Origin of the sequence: Nitrospira sp., assembly GCA_029194535.1 — a bacterium.
Classification (GTDB): Bacteria; Nitrospirota; Nitrospiria; order Nitrospirales; family Nitrospiraceae; genus Nitrospira_C.
On sequence record JARFXR010000001.1, the window covers coordinates 234,992 to 255,236 of the forward strand.

Consider the following 20,245-nt stretch of genomic DNA (forward strand, 5'->3'; position numbering starts at 1 on the left):
TCCGTTTTTCCGCATGTCGTGAGATAGTCGTGACGGAGCCCGGAAATCGACATCGGTCTCCCGACCTTCGGCAACCGGACGTAAATGATTGATATCGGAGTGGAAGTGCGTTTCCCTTGGACCGAGGGCGCGACACTCGCCGCTCAATCGAGTCTCGGCGGCTTGCGTTACCCTGTTGCTCCAGCGAGCGCGAGCCGTTCATGGCTGATCTCCTCGCTTGCGGGACTCGGCTGATGCTGGGCGGCGATGAGGGAATAGAACACCGGCACGACGAACAGGGTGAAGCACGTCCCGACGGTCATCCCCGTGACCAACACCATCCCGATGCTGTTGCGGGCCGCCGCTCCGGGCCCCGACGCCAGCACCAAGGGAAGATGACCGAAGACGGTGGCCGCGGAGGTCATCAACACCGGCCGTAGTCTGGTCAACGACGCTTCGCGTACCGCGTCCATCCGCGAAAACCCTTGCGCTTGCAGCTGGTTGGCGAATTCCACGATGAGGATGCCGTTCTTCGCAATCAGCCCCACCAGAGTGATCAATCCCACCTGCGAATAGATGTTGATCGTCGTGAGGTCGAGGAAGCTGAACACCAGCGCGCCGGAGATCGCCAGAGGAACCGAGCCGAGCAGGACAATGAGCGGATCGCGGAAGCTCTGGAACTGCGCCGCCAGCACCAGGTAGATCAGGATGACGGCGAACCCGAGCGTGACGGTGAGCGCGGAACCCTCCTGACGGATCTGCCGCGACTCGCCCGCGTAGTCGAGAACGACCCCCGGCCCGCCTGCCGCACGCGCCGCAGCCTCGAGAATACGCAGCCCTTCGTCCTTCGTCACTCCCGGCTTGACCCCGCCGAAGATTCGGACGGCATTGCGTTGCTGAAAGCGGTTCAAGGTACGCGGGGCCGTGCTCGTTTCGATGTGCGTGAACGTCGAGACCGGCACAAGCTGGCCGCCGGGCGTCTTGATCTTCAAGTCCAGGAGCGGATCGACCGTCGCCCGATCTTTATCACCGATTTGAGGGATGACCTTGTAACTGCGGTCGAAATAGTTGAACCGGTTGACATAGGCGCCGCCGAGGAGTGTGCCGAGTTCACGACCGACTCCTGCCAGGTCGAGCCCCAAATCGGCCAGACGTTCCCGGTCCAGGATGACGCGGGCTTCGGGCAGATCGATCTTCAAGTCGGTGTCCACGTACAAGAACCTGCCGCTCTGCCAACCGGCGCCCAATACGGCTCCGACCGTCTCGAGCATCTGTTGCGGCGGCGCGTCGCTCTGCAACACCAGCTCGACATCGTACTGACCGGGGGTCGGCAGCGGCGGATCCAGACGAGGAAAGACGCGCAGCCCCGGCACTTGCGACACTGCGCCGTAGACTTCTCCGTACATGGCTTCCGTCGAGCGTGCCCGCGCGTGCCAATCCTTCGCGACAAGGCCTCCGAAGCCGCCCCAGGCGGTGGTCAACGACCAGGTGAACTCCGTTTCCGGGAAAGCCGTGATGGCGCTCACGATCTGCAAATGCTCGCGGTTGGTGGCGGCCACGGTAGAATCCGGCGACGCTTCGAAGAACAGACTGATATGGCTCTGATCCTCCACGGGGGCCAGCTCCTGCCGGGAAAACTGGTACAGCGGCCATGCCGACGCCATGATCAGGAGCGATGCCGCGACGATCCCCCAGCGCATTCGGAATGCGCCGTCGAGCAGTCTCGCGTAGGCGCGGCGCACGAGTTCGAAACCGCCGTTGACCAAGGAGGTCAGCCGCCCCTGCTCGCCCTGCGGGTGCACGAATCGGGAACTCATGACCGGCGACAGCGTGACGGCCACAATGCCCGACAACACCACCGCCACGGCGAGGGTGATCGCGAACTCCAGAAAGAGCGAGCCGGTCAAGCCGCCCTGGAAGCCGATCGGTGTGTAGACCGTCGCCAGGGTGATCGTCATCGCGATGATCGGGCCGATCAGCTCGCGGGCGCCGGCCAGCGCCGCTTCGATCCGCGATTTGCCCAGCCGCACATGGCGCTCCACGTTCTCCACGACGACGATCGCGTCGTCCACAACCAGTCCGACCGACAACACGATGGCGAGCAGCGTCAAGAGATTGAGGCTGAAGCCGAATGCGAACATGAAGATCGCCGCCCCGACCAGGGAGACCGGCATCGCCACGAGCGGCACCAGCGCCGTCCGCACGGAGCCCATGAAGAGAAACACCACGACCGCCACGATCAACACCGTCTCCGAGAGCGTCTTGGTGATCTCCGTCAGCGCGTTTCGCATGAACATCGTGCCGTCCCAGACGAGCCGCATGTCGATGTCTTTCGGCAGGGTGGGGCGGATCCGTTCCATTTCGTCTCGCAGCCGGTGCGCGACATCGATCTCGTTCGCGCCCGGCACGGGCCAGACTCCGAGATACACGCCTTCGGCCCGGTTGTACTTCGCGACCATCTCGGCTTCTTCGGCTTCCCGCTCGACCCGCGCGACGTCCTTCAGGCGCACGATGGCTCCGCCGCGATCGGCGACGATCAGTTCCTCGAACTCGGCGGCCGAGCGCAGGTCCGTGTTCGCGAGCAGATTGACCTGTACCAGGTTCCCCTTCGTCCGGCCGACCGCCGCCAGGTAGTTGTTCCGCCGGAGCGCCCCTTGCACATCGCCGGGCGACAGGTTGAACGAGGCGAGGCGATCCGGGTCGATCCAGACGCGCATGGCGATCTGGCGGCCTCCCTCGATCGTCACCCGCTGCACCCCGGACAGCGTGGACAGCTGAGGCTGCAGCGTGCGTGACAGCCAATCGGTGACGGCCGGCACGCCGCGCTCCGTTGACGTGAAACTGACATAAAAGGACGCATACGGCCGATCGGCGCGTTGCACTTCGACCACCGGCGGCTCGGCTTCCGGAGGCAGCTCGGATCGCACCTGTTGAAGCCGCGCCGTGACTTCGGCCAGCGCGGCCGTGCTGCTGTGGTTCAATTTCAAATGGACCGTGACGGTGCTGACGCCGGCTCGGCTCGTCGATTCGACGTAGTCCACGCCGCCGATCGCAGAGACGACCCGTTCGATCGGAGTACTGAGAAAGCCGCGCACCGTTTCGGCGCCGGCGCCGTAGTAGACGGTCGTGATGATGACTGAGGAGCTCTCGATTTTCGGGTACTGTTGCACCGGCAGAGCCGTCAGGGCCCGCCAGCCTGCGAGCACGATCACCAGGTTGACGACCACGGCCAGCACCGGATGTTTGATGAATATATCGGTAAACGAGCGCATGGAGTTATCCCTGGTCCGTCACGGTATTCGTCGTCCGCTCAGCCGGCCTGACTCTGTTGGTTGGAGCCTTCGTGATCCCCGGCGATCGTGACCAGGGCCCCGTCGCGCAGCTTGAAGGATCCGGACGCGGCGACGCGATCGCCGGCCGACAGGCCGCTTTGGACCACGATCTCATCCCCCACCATGGCGCCGCTCTCAACCTGTCGCACGGAGGCCCTGAGCTTCCCGTCTTTGTCCGGCGCGATCACAAACACCTGGTCGCCGCCCGGCCCCTTTCTCAGCGCGCTCACGGGAACGGCGACGGCCTTGCGCGGAGAGCCGACCGGAACCCGGACACGCACCGACGCTCCCGGCGCCGGCCCGTCGGAGGCTCCCTCGATCTTCGCGCGCACCATTTCATTTCTGGTCTCAGGATCGATTCGCGCGTCGAGCGCGACGATCGTGGCGGCGACGGGAGGTGCGTCGGCCGTGACGAAGACCTCGACGCGCTCTCCGACCCGCAGGCTCGAGGCGACCTGCTGAACGACGGTGAAGTCCACATGGACCGCGTCGTCGACCCCTTGGAGCGTCGTGAGCCGGCTGCCTTCATTGAGGTATTGTCCCGGATGGACATCCGCCAAACCCACGCGCGCACGAAACGGCGCCCGGATCGTCTTCCTGGCGATGACGGCCTTGGTACGGGCGATCTGGGCCAATGCGACATCGAGATCCGCGCGCGCCCGGTCCACCTCTTCCTGGGCGGTCGCAAGGTCCCGCCTTAAGTGCTGCCTGCGCTCGAGCACAGATTTCGCGAGAGCGGCCTGCGCCTGCTGCGCCTTCAAATCCGCCTCCTCCACGGACACGTCGAGCGCGACAAGCACAATCCCCTTCTCGACCACTTGGCCGGGGACGAGCCGGACCTCCTGAACGGTGCCGGGAAGCTCGTTGCGCAGGGTAATCGATCGTAAGGCTAAGACAGTCCCGATCGACGTCGTAGACTGACGATGTTCAAACTCCCTCGCCACGGCAAGGGTCACGGACTCCATCGGCTCGGGCTGTCGCGCGGAAGCCTGGTTACGATCCTGTATTGACGCGTACTTCCAGCCGGCCAACCCGACCCCCGTTGCCACAACCATGACGAGGAGCAGCGATGATCCGAACCAGCCATGACGATTCACGTGCGACCTCCAACATGCCTGCCGGCGAAAAGAGGGGACCTGCCGGGCCTTCCTGCAGACGGACTGGTACAGCAATGCTCGTACCCTGCACGATGAATCAAGCAAAGGGAGGCTAACCATCGATCAACAAGAGGATTTTTATCCAGAAGCGGAGACCCGCCTGATGGAGCGCGAGCGCTGCGACGAGGCAAATCTGCCGACATCTCGGCGCATGCCGACATCTCGGCGCGGCGCAAGCCTGTGACTCACTCGCCATGTCTGTTCAGCCGACAGTTTCCACGATGGTCTGGTGGGGCCGAAGACATCCAGCCTATCTGCCGGGTATGAAACCGGAAGGCCGCGACCTTAATGCATCTTAAGCTGTTCTAAGGGGTCGCGTCTGGTGGGACACGGGCTCGCGTCAAGCCGCCACGGGATGATTGGTTGAAGCAGGTTCCTGCGCGCGTTCTTCGACTTCCATGGCTCGCCAGGCCTCAACACCGCCCGCGAGCGGCCACACTCTGGTGAAACCCTTCTCGCGGAGGAGGCGGCCGATCGCGAGGCTTCCCGCGTCGCCCGGGCAATCACAGTAGAGAATCACATCTCGATCCCGAGGAAGATCGTGACGGCCGGCGACGATCTCCTCGGCTGACAACGGCAATGCCCCAGGGATCCCCGCCTTCTCTCGGCGGGCGCCCAATGGACGCAAATCTACGATGATCGGCTGCTCTCCCACGCGGAGTTTCTCCCGCACTGTACGGGGGGTGATTCCTGGCACCGGATCTCCGCCGCGATATCGATTGAGGACCCTCAAGACGACATAACCGATCGCTCCGACTAGCGCGAGCAATCCGGCGGCGGGCGCAAGACCGGCGCTCACCGACAACGCCCGTTCGAGTTGATCTGTAAACACATATCCTACTCCCAGCCCTGTCCCCACCCACAGGACCGTGCCGATCCCGTTGAACAGCAGGAACCGCGACAGGCGCAATCCGACAATGCCGGCGAGGGGAGGGGCGATCGTGCTCAAACCGGGGACGAACTTCGCGACGATCAGGGAATTGGCGCCGTGACGGCTGAAAAAATCCTCTGTCCGGCGGATGCATGAGGCCGGTTCGATCGCAATCCGGCAGAGCCAACCCAGCACCTGACGACCGCGCCGCCGACCCAATTCGAACCAGACTTGGTCGCCCGCCAGCGACGCGAGCACGGCTGCGCCGGCCGCGACGGCCAGGTCCACGTGCCCGGCAGCGGACAAGGCGCCGGCGGCCACCAGAAACGGCACAGCGGGCACCGGTAAGCCGATCTGCTCCGCGAGAACAGCGACAAAGACGACGATGGCGCCATGTTCCGTCAAGAATCCGACAATGTCATTCATCGGCCTCTCCGCGTGTGTTTCGTCCGTGGATTGATCGGCTTTCCCTCATGGTATTGGGTATTGGCAACGAGCATTCCACAAATCCACCGGCTGAACGGAAGGTCGTAACTCGTTGACACTATGGACAGATGGGATCAGGAACGAGAGCATCGCTCGGCACGGATCACGCTCGGTTGTGCGGTGCCGACGCCGGGATATCGGCATCTGCCGATGGTTCGGCGCAGCCCTCTGCCTCTATTCGGCTTTCAGGTTTGTGCCGGCACCTGGAGGAACATCACGATACGAGCTTCGTCAAAGCCGCATCGAGATCAGGACCATTCGGCAGGGTGATGCAAAACGCGCGTTCCAGCGTGTCACGCATTTCAGCGACGCTCGCGAGTGCGCGCCGTTCCGTTCCGCCGTTCAAGTGGTGCACGACGAATTCGTTGTTGCGAAGAGCGTAGCGGCGGTCCGGCGCCGGACGGGCCGCCATCAGTCCGGTCACGAAAATGGATTCTGGATGGTTCGAGAGGTACCAGTTGCTGACCTCGTAATCGGGCAACAGCTGCTCCTGCAACCCGAAGCGATAGAGCGTCTTCCAATCTCCTTTGATTTTCGCTTGCATCACGAATTCCTCCCCCGCCGGAAGCAGGCGGAAAGGTTCGTGAGGTGTGGCCTGCTCGATCTCAGGCTCGAGCCGCAGGGGCGCTGTCGGAGTCAAAATTCCGAACCCGACGTCGGCGAGGTACGGCGTTCCCTTCAACTCGACGAGGAGCAGCATGTGTGAGCGCGGCCTGAGGGCGCCGTCCGGTTCGTTCCATAGGACGCGGGCGGCCAGACCGGTCACTCGGAAGCCGAGGGCCGTCAGCAGGTGTTTGAGCAGCAGATTCTGCTCGAAGCAGTACCCGCCGCGACGGTCCCGCACAAGCTTTTGTTGGAGCGATTCGAGGCCGAGGGGAACCGGCCACCTCATCAAGGGGTTCAAATTCTCGAATGCGATGGTCTCGGCATGCCGCAGCTGGATGGCCCGCAATGTGTCGAGCGTCGGTGTGCGGTCTGCGTCATAGCCGATCCGCCGGAAGTAGGCTTCCAGATCGATCGTTGCCCGCTCGGTCACCTTCTTCGCCTCGTCAGAATTCTTGGCGTCCTGTATGACGACCGCCGACCAGTCTTTCGCGAGCCTCTCTGCGATGCCCCGTCCGATTCCTCGTGACCCGCCTGTGACGATCGCCACCTTGTCTTTTGGGGAACGCATCGGTCGCCGTTCGTCGTTTGAAGGTGTCTGTCAACAGCAATGCTCGGGCCATTTAGAAAACCAGTCCTGCTTGTGAATCGGTAACCTGCGTCAGCTCCCGCTTGAGCGCTTTGGTCGCAACTGCCCGTCCAGGCCCGGGGTGCCATCCTGTCCTGAACGCACCATTCAACTCCTCTTGAACCAGGCGCGCGATGGCGATGATCCGTTGATTGCCCTCATCCGTCCGTCCCGGTTGAACCATCATTCGGTGTCTGGTCAATTCCACGATGAGCCGTCCCATGATCCATTGCGCGCGAGAGGCATGATCCGTTTCAATTGCTGAATGATCGGCCGACGTCCACAAGGCCGAATTTGCACCGGCCGTCCGATTGGAGACCACGGACAGGTGGTGAACATCATCGACTGCCTTGCCGTACCGGCTAGGAGGTTGCCTGATCACTGCGTCTTCTACAATCGCCTGGCCTAACAGCGGCTGAATCCATCGCAGGGAAGTCTGAAGCTCCGCCGAGCGCTTCACCACGATACCGGGGACAGCAGCTCCGACCGAGGTCAGAGTTGAGGTGAAGGAGAAGCATAGGGAAAATGCTCCGACTGCCATCAGGACTCCCCCGCGTGAGCCGAGTTGCGCGCATTTGAATGTCCAAGTCATATGTGGCCTCCCTCCAACGCCTTTCCCTTCGTTCTTGTCATCATGGACTCTTGCCCTGACGGATCAGCAAGGGACGTTCCGTCGAATCGAACAGTTGCGTGAGGGCCGTAAGTTATAGATCCGACGGGGCAATTAGTCTGCGCGTCGGCACGGGGTTAGAGCGAGTGAGGTGGGGGTGGAGAGGGATTCTGCGCCGACATCTCGGCAGATGCCGACAGGTCGGCGCTAGGACGGGCGAGCGATTCCAAGCTTCTGCATCCTGGATTGCAATGTCGTCCGTTTCATCCCGAGCTTCGCAGCGGCGCCTGAAGGACCGCCGATGGTCCAGCTCGAATCCCGCAACGCCTTCAGAATGTGCTCACGTTCCGCTTCCTCAAGCGTACTGATGGACCCATTGCCGGCGTTGATCGGGCGCTTCAGTTCCGACAGTTGCACGAACAGCTCGGAACCGGACGAGAGGATCACCGCCCGCTCCAGGAAGTTTTCCAGCTCGCGGACGTTCCCCGGCCACGGATAGGATTGCAGGGCTCTCATGGCTTCCGAGGGGATCGTCTCGATGCGTTTCTTCATGCGTTGCGCAAACTTCTGCGCGAAGTGCCGAACCAACAAGGGGATATCCTCCGCCCGGTCGCGCAGCGCCGGCACGGTGATCGGAAAGACTTTCAGTCGATAGTACAGGTCGCTCCGGAATCTCTGATCCTCGACAAGCTGCGCCAGATCGCGGTTTGTGGCCGCGACCACGCGGACATTCACACGAATGGTTCGCGTGCTCCCCAACCGTTCGAATTCCTGCTCCTGCAACACCCGGAGCAGTTTCACCTGCAACTCCAGCGGAATCTCGCCGACCTCGTCGAGAAAGAGCGTTCCCCGGTCGGCCAGCTCGAAGCGGCCGATCTTCGTCGCGATGGCTCCGGTGAACGCGCCTTTTTCATGGCCGAACAATTCGCTTTCCAGCAGTCCGGTCGGAATAGCGGCGCAATTGAGTTTGACGAACGTCCGCTCCTTCCGGTCGCTCAGATTGTGGAGCGCCCGAGCGATCAGTTCCTTCCCGCTTCCCGTTTCACCCAGGATGAGCACGGTGGAATCGGTCACCGCGACGGTTTGCACCTCTTTGAGGACCCGTTTGAGGGCCGCGCTCTCCCCGACGATTTCCTCGAAATTGTACTCGGTCTGAATCTCCTCCTGAAGGTAGAGCTTCTCCTCCGCCAACTTGTCCTTCAGCTGGGCGATCTGCTTATAGGCCAAGGCGTTCTCGACGGCGATGGAGACCTGTTGCGCAACCTGGCCGAGCAGGTCGACGTCTTCCTGCGTGAATCCGTCATCCTGTCGCCTGCCGATGTTGAGCGCGCCGAGCGTCCGATTGTGCGAGAGGAGGGGAACGGAGCAAAACGACTTCACTCCCTGATCCAGCAGGTCCTGCGCGATCGCGGAGGAGGCCGCCATGTCCTTCAGATCCCGTTCACGAAACACCGCCGGCTTGCCGGTTGTAATGGCCTGGCAACAGGGCGACTGCGTGCTGTCCTCCGCTTGACCCTCCTCGACGAAGCTTTCGTTCTTGGCGAAATCCAGCACGTGAATGCGCCAGAGGCGCGTCTCCGGATCGTAGAGCAACAGGCTGGAGCCGTCGTGTTGAACGACCGTGCGCAGACAGGAGCTGACGGCGGTGAAGAGGTCGTCAAGATCCAGATGGGACACGACCGCGTTGTTCACCTCGAGCAACAACCGTTGGCGATCGCGCTCCCGCGTCAGTTGCCGATGAGCGGCCTCGGCGCTCTGGTCGTGCAAGACGTTGTCCACGGCGACCGCCACCTGCTTGGCGACTTGCTGCATGAAATCGAGTTCAGACGGCTGATACGTTCTCCGGTGCAGACTCCCGAAGCCCATCGCGCCCAGCCGGCGTTGCGCCGTCGTCAGCGGAACCGCCGAGAACGTCTGAACCCCGTTCTCGCGGAGGATGGCCATCAGCTTTGGGAAGCGGCGTTCTTGCGTGATATCGTTCACCGTCAACGGCTGCTGCGTTTTCCACACCAATCCGCCGGGAGATTCATCAACGGGAGTTTCGAGCCCTGGACTGATCGTGCTCGGCTCCGAGGTGACCAAGAGCCAGAGCCGCATCGCATCGCGCGACGGCTCGTGGAGGATCACATTGATGTAGTCGAAAGGCACGATCTCCGGGAGCCGTTCGGCGAGATCCCGCAACAGCTCCGTGAGATCGCGGTGTGAGGCGATGGATTCCGTCACTTGCAGGAGAAGCCTGAGTCGATCCCGATCATGCGCGAGGTCTTGATGATGCAGGACGTTGTCCACGGCGACCGCCACCTGCTTGCCGACTTCCTGGAGAAATTCCGCGTCCGCTCCGTCATAGGCGCCTTGCCGCAAGCTGGCGAACCCCATGGCGCCCAGCCGGCGAACGGCGGTCGTCAGAGGAACGACGCAATAGGAATTGACGCCGTCCTCCCTCATCCGTCGAGTCGCCGCGGGCCAGCGTGCCTCCGTGGAAAGATCCGAAACGAGAATCGGTTGCTGCGTGCGCCACACCACTCCAGCGGGCGTCTCCTCGATCGGTTCCTCGTGGCCGCCTACCAGATCGGCCGGCACATTCGCCTGAATGGTCTGAAGCCGCATCACGCCGCGCGCGGGATCGTGAAGCGAGAGGGCGACGAAATTCACCTGAACGACTCGGGGGAGGCGTTGGGCGAGATCTTTGAAGAGTTCGTGCAGATCTCGGTGGGCGGAAATGGCCTCGGCCACCTCCAAGAGGGCTTGGTACCGCTCCGCAAGAGTCTCGCAAGGGGAGGCAGCGTCTTGGTCCATAATAAGCGTGCAGTATGGCGCATCGGGCCGGGGCGGCTCAAGAGGCGGCAGGGTAGTGGGGCGAGGATCGGCCGGGATGCCGAGGAATCGGGCATCCCGGCCGATCTTGACGATGCGCGCGTTACGATTTCCAGAGGTTGACGACGGTCCCTTCTTCGTTCAGTTCGACCGTGATCGTCGATCCCTCCTTGATCGGCTTGGCCTTCACTTCGAGCCGTTCGAGCGGAAACACCTTTTCACCCTCGGGCGTCCAGAGCTTGATTTCCTTCTTCGTCTTGCCGACGTAAATCAGCTTCCCGGAGATCAGCCGGTGCGCGTTGGCTTTACCCTTCATGTGATGATCGACGACCATGTTCTCTTCGTTGACCCACAAGGTAATCTCGTCTCCGACCTTGATGCCGGAAGGGACAGACTTGGCGTTCAGCCGATAGATAGCCGCGGGCGTCTTCACGACGATGACGCCCGACTGAATCTTCTCCACCGCGCCATGCGCTTGGATACTGTAGCCGGGCTTGGTGCGCGGCTGCTTGTTGAAAGTCAACTCGACGTTGAAGCGATGGACGTCGATGACCTTGCCCGCCTCGTTGACCTCGACGGTGACAGGCGTGCCTTCCGCGATGGCAGAGAGCTTGGACTTTCCGGTCTGCACGTCGTAGGTCTTTTCGCCTTCGGGCGTCTGCAGTTTGATTTCCGTCTTGTCCGCGGACGTATAGGCAAGATTGCCGGTCACGAACTTATGCGTGTGGCTCGGGTCTCCCTTCCGGTGGACATCGATGACGGCGTTATTCTCGTTCACCCACATCTCAACTTCCTCACCCGGCTCAAGGCCTTTCGGGAGAACGGGTGAAGCGACGGTCATTTGGCCCCAAGGCGTCTTGATGACGACATGGGTGCCCTTCACCTTCTCGACAACCCCACTGACTTTCATGTGTGTCGCCGCGCCTTGGCTATGGCCCTCGTCGGCAAAGCCGTACGGGGTGAGGACCAGGCCGAGGGCGAGCGCCCCCAGCAGGATCGCATTGCGGCCGGCGCTCCATCCCCTGGATTTTACAGTCAGTATTCGACTCGCATGACTCAAACCGTTCACGATACCCTCCTCCTGGTTGATGGACCAATACGTTCCCGCGTCACGGACCGGCCTGTCTCGTTGACCTCACTGACTTACTTATATGCCAGCCGACCGTCGGGCTTCAACCGAAGACTTGACCGGCGCCGCGACGCTCGGTTCAAGATCCGGCGCCGCCGAGGATCCGGGCGAAACAGTCCGGGTCGAGCAGGTCTCCGATGGCGTCGATGCGCACATCCGGTGGGGGGAACCGGGCGACGGCCTGCGAATCCATCGCATAGTGGCCCTGTCGGGGGAAGACCGTCGTTACACGGGAGCCCCATATCGCTTTCACGGCCGAGAGGATCCGGACCTTGTCGTCGACCAACACATATCGCTCGGCCGGAAACCGCCGTTCCACGTCCTCGAGTTCCTGTTCCTTATGAATGTAGATCAGGACGTTCCCGTCGACGGCCCGATGCAGTCCGGACCGCTCCACCTTCCTCGGTTGGAAGACTACGTCGCCGTCGGAAAGGATCACGGCCTTGCCGATCTCCTTCGCCCGATCGATCGCGTCGAGCGCACCGGGGTACAGGCGGTCCGCAAACGGGTAGTTGATCAGAAAATGGGACACCGTCAAGAGATGGGGATCGCGCGGATACTCGATGCGATACCGTTGAAGCGCCCCGAGATAGTCGGCATACCCCAGCTCACGGCGCAACTCCTCAAACAGCGCCCAATACCGCTCTTCCCGATCGGGACCGACCTCCCGCACCAGATGCCGGCGCAGGTCCTCCGTTACCTGATCGTTGTCGAGCAGCGTGTTGTCCACGTCGAAGAGCAGGACGACCTCGCCTGACGGCATGATGAACCCCTGCGCGATCCGATGGGATCGCCGTTACTTCGTCTCTCGTCGCTGCGACAAATAGCGGTACATCCCTTCCACGTTCTCGGGAAACCAGTCGCCGTAGTGCTGCCACCGCTCATACTTGGGAAGCTGCACGGCCTTTTTCGCCTCCTCGAGACTCGCCCCCTTCTGCAGTTGTTCCTGCACCGCCGCCCGGAGGTCCTCCAGATAGCCGCGGAACATCCGCACGTGTGCCTTGTTCCCTATCTTGCCGTGACCGGGCACCAGCCGGTCGAAATCCAATTGCTCGACGCGCTTGAGCGACTCAATCCAGTCGTCCGGATAGTCGCTCTTCATCGTGCGGTAGGCGACCGTCTCGACCGGAATGAAATCGACGGCAAAGAGCAGTTTCTGTTCCGGCAGGAGGACCACCAGGCTGTTGTCCGAATGGTTCTTGCCCGTATAGATCAGCTCGACGTGCTTGCCGCCGAGGTCGATGAACAGGCGATCCGTGAAGGTGAGATCCGGTAGCGGCGTGCGGGGGTCCGCCGCCTCCCGAATCTTGGCCGTGGCTCCGGCCTGACTGACGAACAGCGCCTGGTCGGCAAAGAGGCTCCCGCCCGTGATGTGATCGTCATGATGATGGCTGTAGATCACATAGCGGACCGGCTGATCGGAGTACTTGCCGATCTCTTTCTTGAGCCAGGTCGCCGCCTCGGCGCTGATCGGATCCGTGACGATCACCCCTTTGGGAGTCGTGATGAAAATGGCCTGGTGGAACTGATGTCGGAACGCGTACACGCCGTCGCCCAGGCTCGTGATCTCGTTCTCCGGACGGCTCTCCTGCCCGAATACAGGCCAGCTCTGCCCCAGCAGACCCACGAGCGCCAACATCATAAGTATGCGCCTGGCCACAGCCGGCACACAGGTCGCGCCGTCCCGATTCACCGCCCTCCGTCTCTCGATGTTCTTCATAGCCGCTCCTTTACGGTCGTCCTCCATTATGGTTCTCCGCTCTCCCATCACGATCAGGCCGTCGGGCATCCCGATTTCCGGCTTCCTCCCGTGGACGCTTGTCAGGCTCCCAGTTTCGCATCCATCGTAATGGTCGTATTCAGCAGACGTGAGACGGGGCAGCCGGTCTTGGCCGCCGTGGTCGCCTTCTCCCACGCGGTGGCGTCGGCCTTCGGAACCGTACCCTTCACGTCCAAATGAATCTTGGTGACCGTCCACCCTGCGTCGAGCTTCTCAAATTGCACCGTGGCGGTCGTTTCGAGTTTCTCCGGTACGAGGCCGGCATTGCTCAACTGCGCCGACAGCGCCATCGTAAAGCAGCCGGCATGAGCCGCCGCAATGAGCTCTTCCGGATTCGTGCCCTTCCCGCTTTCGAATCTGGTGCCGAACGAATACTGGGCCTGCGACAGGACACCGCTCTCCGTTGAGACGGTTCCCTTGCCCGCCTTCAGATCTCCCCGCCACGCGGCGGATGCGCTTCGTTTCATCATGTTCTCCTCCCTGTCCATCAATGGACTGCGTGGCCCGTCGGCGACGGGCTCATGGTTGTCGATAGCTGATGCGGTAGATCACCCCCGCCAGGTCGTCGGATACCAGGAGCGCGCCGTCGGGCATGACCAGGACGTCGGCCGGGCGCCCCCAGGCCTGCTGACCGCGCAACCAGCCCTGCGCAAACACGGCATAGGTCGGAGCGCCTTGCTGGTCCCGTGACACGACCGTAATTCGATAGCCGTTTTTCTCCGTCCGATTCCACGAGCCGTGCTCCGCGATGAAGATTCGGCCCCGGTATTCGGGCGGGAACATCGCGCCGGTATAGAAGCGCATGCCGAGCGACGCCACATGAGGGCCAAGCGCCACGGCGGGCGGCGTAAACTCCGGGCAGGAGTGTTTAGCCCCGAACTCCGGATCGGCAATCGTGCCCCCGTGACAATAGGGATAGCCGAAATGGAGGCCCGCTTTCGGCGCATGATTGAGCTCATCCGGCGGTTGATCGTCGCCGAGCCAGTCACGACCGTTGTCCGTAAACCACAACTCCCGTGTAGCCGGATCCCAATCGAAGCCGACCGAATTCCGGACGCCGCGGGCGACCACTTCATAGTCTCCGCCGTCCTCGTTGATGCGCGCGATAAGCCCGTACCGGTCCGGCTCCGGCTCGCAGATATTGCACGGCGCCCCGACCGGGACGTAGAGTTTCCCGTCCGGTCCGAAGGCGATGAACTTCCAGCCGTGCGACCTCTCCTTCGGAAAGCGGTCCGTGACCGTCACCGCCGCAGGAGGATTCGACAGCCGTTCCTCGATGCCGTCGAACCTCAGGATACGATCGACGGAGGAGACGTAGAGCGCCCCCTTTCGATAGGCCACGCCCACGGGCATAGGGAGTCCACTGGCGACCGTGAAGACCTGATCGGCCCGCTGGTCTCCATCCTTGTCGACGACCGCGTACACGTTTCCTTTCTCCTTGCTGCCGACGAAGAGGGTGCCGTTCCGGCCAAGGGTCATGCCTCGGGCATTCGGCACATCGGCCGCATAGATCGCAATCGTGAAACCCGGCGGGAGCGTGATGCGGTCCAGCGGGAGTGACGCGGCCCCGGCTTGCGTGACGAATAGGCAGAGCCAGACCATCCACCACCAGCGTACGGGTCGCACCCGGTCCGCCCGTCCGGTCTGAAGGGGCACCTGAGGATCATAGATCCCGATGTCGTGACTCTCTGGCATAGGGTCCTCCGTCGGCTGAGGCAGCACGAGGTCGCCTCCGCAAGTCTCAGCTACCCCGCACCATTCATGACAGGCCGTGGCGTGTCGCGATACTCGAAGACGACCGGCGTCCCGGTCTGGTGAACGGCTCGGTCCCGCGCTGCTTCGATCGTCCGGTGGTCCGGCGCCAACGCACAGGCCGGATCGGCGGCGCCCGCGTTTCCCGTCACATGATAGGCCTGGCATCGACAGCCGCCGAAATCCTCCGTCCGGCTCGGACAGGACCGGCAAGGGTCGGGCAGCCACTCCTCCCCTCGGAATCGGTTGAAACCGTCGGACCGCTCCCAGATCTCCGCAAGCGGCCGCTGCCGGACATTGTCGAAGCTGAGGCCCGGGATCGTGCAGGCCAGGTGGCAGGGCAGCGCCAATCCCTCGGGATTCACGACCAGATAGCGACGACCCCAACCGTCCATACAGGCCTTCGGTCGATCCGCGTAATAGTCCGGCAGGACGAAGCACAGGTCCATCGTGCCGCGGAGCCGCCGTTTGGCTTCGATGGCAACGGGCCTCGCCCGTTCGATCTGTTCGCGAGTCGGCAGGAGAGCCGTCCGATTGCGCAGGGCCCAGCCGAGATACTGCACATTCGCCAACTCGAGGCGGTCCGGCCCGATCCGTTCAGCCAGCCGGATGATGTCCTCGATCTCGCCCAGATTCTCCCGATGGAGCACCACGTTCATGGTCAGCGGCAGCCCCAGAGATTTGACCCATCGCATGACCGCGAGTTTCCGTCCGAAGACCGGTCCTCCGGCCATGGCGTCGGCGTCCGCCTGTCGGGCGTCTTGCACCGACACCTGGACACTGTCCAATCCGCACGCCTTCAACCGGCCCAGCCGCTCGACGGTCAAAGGGATCCCGCTCGTGATCAAATTGCTGTACAGCCCCCGCGCGGCCGCTCGTTCGATGAGCCGTTCCAGATCATCCCGCAGCAGCGGCTCGCCTCCGCTAAGATTCACCTGAACTACGCCGAGCGCCTCCGCTTCGTCGAAAACACGCTGCCAGGTCTCCGTATCGAGCTCGATCCCTGAACCGACCAGGTCCGTCGGATTCGAACAATAGGGACACCGTAGAGGACAGCGATGGGTGAGTTCGGCGATCAGCGTGTAGGGGCGGTAGATGGTCTTCATTCGGCGTCCTGAATCAGCCCGCGGTCCGCAAGCGCCATAACGAAGGCGCGGACGTCTCGTGCGATCTCCGCCGGGGCCGCGCCGCCATGCCTGTCAGCCAGCTCTTGGATAATGTCGTCCGTCGTCCGGTCGCCGGTACACCGCTGCAGGATGTCGGATCCCGTATCATTCAAGTCCAGTCCGGCTTCGGGGTACAGCAGCAGATAGCGGCCCGTTCGCCGATCAAACCGAAGTCGGGCCTTGGGACTAAGCCGAGGCCTGACGATGGGGTCGAACATGGGCGCTCCGTTCGTTCGCCGACATCGGCCCGACGTAGGCGGTATGGACGCAATCGAGCAGATGCCACAAAATTTGCGCCTTCTTGATCAAGGCCTCCATGCAGGCCGTTTGACGTTCGCGCGTGGTCGCCTCCCGCAGCACGAACGAGACGGCTTGCCTCGCGTCGAGATCGGCGCGCGACAGGCGCATCCGAAAGTAGGCCAGCGCCTGGGAGCCGACCCAGGGGTAATGGCGAGTCCAGGCGTCCAGCCGCCGGTTCATGAGCGCAGGCGCAAACAACTCGGTGAGCGAAGAAGCCACGGCTTCGAGCAGCGAAGCCTCCCGCACGAACTGCACGTAGCCGTCGCAGGCCAGCCTGACCCCCGGGAGAACCGATCGCAGGCTGCGGACCTCGTCGACATCGAGACCCACGCCACGCGCAAGGAGCAACCAGGAGTCGAGTCCCCCGCCACCGGTCTCACCGCCGTCTTGATCCTGGATACGCCGGATCCAGACCCGCCGGAAGACCGGGTCCTCCGATTTCGAGAGAATCAAGGCATCTTTGATGGGAATCCGCGTTTGATAGTAGTACCGGTTCAAGACCCATTGCTGGAGCTGTCTTCTTGTCAGCTTCCCTTGGTGCATACGGAGGTGAAACGGATGCCGATCGTGGTAGCGGGAGGCGCCCTCCCGGCGCAGCTTCGCGAGAAACGCCGCATTCGACAGGGATCGTGGATCGGAGCGCCGACTCATACGTGAATTTCCATCCCGTCTCGTCCGACCTGCCATCCCGCTGCCTCGACCATGGCTCGCTCTGGAGCATCCTCGCGCAGGATCGGGTTCGTGTTGTTGATGTGAGTGAAGATCCGGTGTCGGGCGCGAATATCCGCCAATGTCGCCAGGCTGCCGTCCGCCCCCCCGACGGGCCAATGGGCCAACTCTTCGGCCGACTTTCTGAGAAAACCCGGGACCGACAGCTCGTCGCTCGACCAGAACGTCCCGTCGAACACAATCCCGTCGACCCCGGCCAATTGATCCAGCAACGCGGCGGTGATGCGCCCGACGGACGACAGATAGGCCAGCACCCGCCCGTTCCCGACCTGGCGGAATCGAAGTCCCACGTTGAGTTCAGGATGCTCCCTCGCCACCAACCCCTCCAAATGGACGGGCGGTTTCCCCGGTACGGCAAACGCCGTGACCGTCAAGCCGGACGCAATCCCGTTCGCGCACAGGACGGCGTCCTCTTCTCCAAGCACGAGCCTTCGCCAGGTGACCTGGCCGGGAAACCGTTCCAACGTCCGGTACAGCACATTGCCGTCCGTGAATCCCCGTCGGACCGTGTCCGTCGCATAGATGATGAGGGGCTGACTCTCGCGAAGGGAGAGGAGTCCCAGGCAGTGATCAAGATCCCCATTGGTGAGAAAAATAGCTTCGATCGGCGTAGCGCGCCCCGTCACCGGATGCAGAGAGCCGAAGCCTTCGATCTGCATGCGAATGTCGGGAGAGGCGTTGATCAAGAACCAGTTGCGTCCGTCCGCGCTCAGACCGTTCGACTCCTGCGTCCGAGGGCTTGCGGCAATGACGCCCTGCCGCAGACCGCGACAGTTGCCGCATGCGCAGTTCCATTGCGGAAAGCCTCCGCCGGCTGCCGACCCCAAGATCCGCAGGATCATGTCGTCGCCGCTGGGCGTTCCTGCTGCGAAGCCGTGGTCTCTGCCGCGCACTGGGCCTCTCTGAGGTCCGGGATGTCGTCACGATCCTGCTGGTAGCCGTTAATCTCGGCGTCCATCCTGATTTCCGTAAAGGCAGGCGTTTCCCATTTGCGCATGATCCCTCCTTCCGGCCTGTGATGAGGCGGCCGCACTATGAGATGTCCTTCGAGATGTCCTTCAAGATTTCCATCGCATCCATCGTACACGGAAATGATTCCCGGATCACCAGAGGGCTGCTCGAGACGGGGGCGCCGGACGATGCAGGACCGGATCGGCTCATCGCCGTTCGCCCGCGTACTCGATCATCCGGCGGGCGATCTCCTGCTCGCCCGTGATGACCACCCCGGCGCCCCGGCGCCGGAGATGTTCCGCTTCCGCATCGGACTGCGCGCACGCCGCGACTTCGATCGACGGATTGAGGGCCCGGGCGCGCTCGATGACCTGGCCGGCCTCGAACACGTTGGGGATCGCGCTGATCAGCATGCGCGCGCGGCCCACTTGGGCGGCTTCGAGTATTCCCGGCGCCTCCGCATTGCCGAGAATCACCCGCTCTCCTTGCACGCGCAACGTGCGGACGACTTCGGCGTCGTTTTCGATGACCAGGACCGGCTGATTCTCGTCCCTCAGCGCCCGATGCACCAGTGAGCCGACCCGGCCGTGCCCGACGAGAATCACGTGATCCTTGGCCGAGAAGGCCGGTGCGGTCGCAGGCCCGGCCCGACGGCCACGCGGCTGGAGCCGGTCCACGATCATGAACCACACGGGGTTCATGACGATGGACAGAATCGCGCCCGCCAAAATCAGATCTCGCCCCTCGTGCGGCAGCAGATTCCAATGGACGCCGAGTTCCGCCAGCATGAACGAAAATTCGCCGATCTGTGCCAGGCTGGCCGAAATGGTGAGCGCCACGCGCTGGGGGTGTCCGAACAACAGGGCGATCACCCAGGCGGCAAGCGATTTTCCCACCAGGATGATCAGCAACGTCCCGGCGACGGCCCAGGGCTGGCGGACCAGGATGCTCGGGTCGAACAGCATGCCCACCGCGACGAAAAAGAGGACGGCGAAGGCGTCCCGTAACGGAAGCGTGTCGGCCGCCGCTTTATGGCTCAGTTCGGATTCGTTCAGGATCAGCCCGGCAAAGAACGCCCCCAGCGCGAAGGAGACGCCGAAGAGAGTGGCCGATCCGAAGGCCGTGCCGAGCGCGATGGCCAACAGGGCCAGCGTGAACAATTCACGCGATCCGGTCTTCGACACCTGTTCCAAGGCCCACGGGATCACCCGCTTGCCGATGACCAGCATCAAGGTGATGAAGAGCAGGACCTTGCCGAGCGTCACCGCGAGCGTGAACAGGAGCGGACCGAGCTGTGCCGAAGGTCCGGACGAGCCCTTCAGCGCGCCCGACAGCGCCGGCACCACCACCAAGGCGACGACCATGGCGATGTCTTCGACGATCAGCCATCCGATCGCAATCCGGCCCTCGGACGTGTCGACCAGGCGCCGGTCTTCCAGTGCTCGAAGCAGGACGACCGTGCTCGCAGTGGACAACGCCAAGCCGAACATCAAACCGGTGCCGAGAGACCACCCGATCGCATATCCCAGTCCCCATCCGAGGCCGGTGGCTATGATGATCTGCGCGATGGCGCCGGGAATGGCGATGTGCCGCACGGACAGCAGGTCGCTGATCGAGAAATGGAGCCCCACCCCGAACATCAGAAGAATCACGCCGACTTCAGCCAGCTCCGGCGCCAGCGAGCCGTCGGCCACGAACCCCGGTGTGAACGGGCCGATCACGATACCCGCCAGCAAGTATCCGACGACGGGAGCCACCCGGAGGCGGTTCGCGATCGCGCCGAACACGAACGCGACCACGAAGCCGCCGACCAAGATGGAAATCAGGGGATGTGGGGTCATGTGCCAGGTCCAGACATCAGACAGCGCCTGCCGATTATGTTCATCATGTCCTTGTCAGAGTAAGAGCGAGGCCTCCGGGCGACCGAAGAGACGTTCATGATCGCTTCGCTTCGAGAA

The 20,245-nt window shown here is 62.8% G+C and carries 17 protein-coding genes; all 17 read right to left on the minus strand.

What is annotated here, in order from left to right; translation table 11 throughout:
- Positions 1–167 precede the first annotated feature (167 nt).
- Positions 168–3,251 carry an efflux RND transporter permease subunit gene (locus P0111_01070; protein MDF0642592.1) on the minus strand — a complete coding sequence of 1,028 codons (3,084 nt, stop codon included), beginning with the start codon at positions 3,249–3,251 and terminating at the stop codon, positions 168–170.
- A 38-nt stretch (positions 3,252–3,289) separates the two neighbouring features.
- Positions 3,290–4,408: an efflux RND transporter periplasmic adaptor subunit gene (locus P0111_01075; GenBank protein MDF0642593.1), complete on the minus strand. Its 1,119-nt coding sequence runs from the start codon at positions 4,406–4,408 to the stop codon at positions 3,290–3,292.
- Positions 4,409–4,808: 400 nt separating this feature from the next.
- Positions 4,809–5,765 (minus strand): VTT domain-containing protein, encoded by a 957-nt coding sequence (locus P0111_01080; protein MDF0642594.1) that lies wholly within the window; start codon positions 5,763–5,765, stop codon positions 4,809–4,811.
- Between the two features lie 274 nt (positions 5,766–6,039).
- Positions 6,040–6,999 (minus strand): arylamine N-acetyltransferase, encoded by a 960-nt coding sequence (locus P0111_01085; GenBank protein ID MDF0642595.1) that lies wholly within the window; start codon positions 6,997–6,999, stop codon positions 6,040–6,042.
- Positions 7,000–7,051: 52 nt separating this feature from the next.
- A complete protein-coding gene (locus P0111_01090; protein MDF0642596.1) occupies positions 7,052–7,648 on the minus strand; it encodes a hypothetical protein in 597 nt (198 codons plus the stop codon).
- Between the two features lie 225 nt (positions 7,649–7,873).
- Complete coding sequence (locus P0111_01095) at positions 7,874–10,462, minus strand: sigma 54-interacting transcriptional regulator (protein ID MDF0642597.1); 2,589 nt, start codon at positions 10,460–10,462, stop codon at positions 7,874–7,876.
- Positions 10,463–10,583: 121 nt separating this feature from the next.
- The gene (locus tag P0111_01100; GenBank protein MDF0642598.1) at positions 10,584–11,549 is read right to left on the minus strand and encodes a hypothetical protein; all 966 of its coding nucleotides are present in this window, start codon (positions 11,547–11,549) and stop codon (positions 10,584–10,586) included.
- A 139-nt stretch (positions 11,550–11,688) separates the two neighbouring features.
- Complete coding sequence (locus P0111_01105) at positions 11,689–12,372, minus strand: HAD family hydrolase (GenBank protein ID MDF0642599.1); 684 nt, start codon at positions 12,370–12,372, stop codon at positions 11,689–11,691.
- Positions 12,373–12,405: 33 nt separating this feature from the next.
- Positions 12,406–13,329, minus strand: a complete 924-nt coding sequence (locus P0111_01110; GenBank protein MDF0642600.1) for an MBL fold metallo-hydrolase — start codon at positions 13,327–13,329, stop codon at positions 12,406–12,408.
- Between the two features lie 101 nt (positions 13,330–13,430).
- Complete coding sequence (locus P0111_01115) at positions 13,431–13,859, minus strand: OsmC family protein (GenBank protein MDF0642601.1); 429 nt, start codon at positions 13,857–13,859, stop codon at positions 13,431–13,433.
- 49 nt (positions 13,860–13,908) lie between these two features.
- Positions 13,909–15,084, minus strand: coding sequence for a PQQ-dependent sugar dehydrogenase (locus P0111_01120; protein MDF0642602.1), 1,176 nt, complete (start codon positions 15,082–15,084; stop codon positions 13,909–13,911).
- A gap of 50 nt (positions 15,085–15,134) precedes the next feature.
- Positions 15,135–16,247, minus strand: a complete 1,113-nt coding sequence (gene pqqE / locus P0111_01125) for a pyrroloquinoline quinone biosynthesis protein PqqE (protein ID MDF0642603.1) — start codon at positions 16,245–16,247, stop codon at positions 15,135–15,137.
- Complete coding sequence (gene pqqD, locus P0111_01130) at positions 16,244–16,525, minus strand: pyrroloquinoline quinone biosynthesis peptide chaperone PqqD (protein ID MDF0642604.1); 282 nt, start codon at positions 16,523–16,525, stop codon at positions 16,244–16,246. Before pqqD ends, pqqE begins: the two co-directional genes overlap by 4 nt.
- Positions 16,494–17,258, minus strand: a complete 765-nt coding sequence (pqqC, locus tag P0111_01135) for a pyrroloquinoline-quinone synthase PqqC (GenBank protein ID MDF0642605.1) — start codon at positions 17,256–17,258, stop codon at positions 16,494–16,496. Before pqqC ends, pqqD begins: the two co-directional genes overlap by 32 nt.
- Positions 17,255–18,178: a pyrroloquinoline quinone biosynthesis protein PqqB gene (gene pqqB / locus P0111_01140; protein ID MDF0642606.1), complete on the minus strand. Its 924-nt coding sequence runs from the start codon at positions 18,176–18,178 to the stop codon at positions 17,255–17,257. Before pqqB ends, pqqC begins: the two co-directional genes overlap by 4 nt.
- On the minus strand, positions 18,175–18,333 hold the full coding sequence (gene pqqA, locus P0111_01145) for a pyrroloquinoline quinone precursor peptide PqqA (GenBank protein MDF0642607.1): 159 nt from the start codon (positions 18,331–18,333) through the stop codon (positions 18,175–18,177). The genes pqqB and pqqA overlap by 4 nt, the downstream gene beginning before the upstream one ends.
- 160 nt (positions 18,334–18,493) lie before the next feature.
- On the minus strand, positions 18,494–20,128 hold the full coding sequence (gene ybaL / locus P0111_01150) for a YbaL family putative K(+) efflux transporter (protein MDF0642608.1): 1,635 nt from the start codon (positions 20,126–20,128) through the stop codon (positions 18,494–18,496).
- Between the last annotated feature and the right edge of the window lie 117 nt (positions 20,129–20,245).

Coding starts and splice junctions, on each gene's coding strand:
- P0111_01070 (MDF0642592.1), bottom strand. CDS start 3,251: ATGCGCTCGTTTACCGATATATTCATCAAACATCCGGTGCTGGCCGTG.
- P0111_01080 (MDF0642594.1), bottom strand. CDS start 5,765: ATGAATGACATTGTCGGATTCTTGACGGAACATGGCGCCATCGTCGTC.
- P0111_01085 (MDF0642595.1), bottom strand. CDS start 6,999: ATGCGTTCCCCAAAAGACAAGGTGGCGATCGTCACAGGCGGGTCACGA.
- P0111_01090 (MDF0642596.1), bottom strand. CDS start 7,648: ATGACTTGGACATTCAAATGCGCGCAACTCGGCTCACGCGGGGGAGTC.
- P0111_01095 (MDF0642597.1), bottom strand. CDS start 10,462: ATGGACCAAGACGCTGCCTCCCCTTGCGAGACTCTTGCGGAGCGGTAC.
- P0111_01105 (MDF0642599.1), bottom strand. CDS start 12,372: ATGCCGTCAGGCGAGGTCGTCCTGCTCTTCGACGTGGACAACACGCTG.
- P0111_01110 (MDF0642600.1), bottom strand. CDS start 13,329: ATGAAGAACATCGAGAGACGGAGGGCGGTGAATCGGGACGGCGCGACC.
- P0111_01115 (MDF0642601.1), bottom strand. CDS start 13,859: ATGATGAAACGAAGCGCATCCGCCGCGTGGCGGGGAGATCTGAAGGCG.
- P0111_01120 (MDF0642602.1), bottom strand. CDS start 15,084: ATGCCAGAGAGTCACGACATCGGGATCTATGATCCTCAGGTGCCCCTT.
- pqqE (MDF0642603.1), bottom strand. CDS start 16,247: ATGAAGACCATCTACCGCCCCTACACGCTGATCGCCGAACTCACCCAT.
- pqqD (MDF0642604.1), bottom strand. CDS start 16,525: ATGTTCGACCCCATCGTCAGGCCTCGGCTTAGTCCCAAGGCCCGACTT.
- pqqC (MDF0642605.1), bottom strand. CDS start 17,258: ATGAGTCGGCGCTCCGATCCACGATCCCTGTCGAATGCGGCGTTTCTC.
- pqqB (MDF0642606.1), bottom strand. CDS start 18,178: ATGATCCTGCGGATCTTGGGGTCGGCAGCCGGCGGAGGCTTTCCGCAA.
- pqqA (MDF0642607.1), bottom strand. CDS start 18,333: ATGCGCAAATGGGAAACGCCTGCCTTTACGGAAATCAGGATGGACGCC.
- ybaL (MDF0642608.1), bottom strand. CDS start 20,128: ATGACCCCACATCCCCTGATTTCCATCTTGGTCGGCGGCTTCGTGGTC.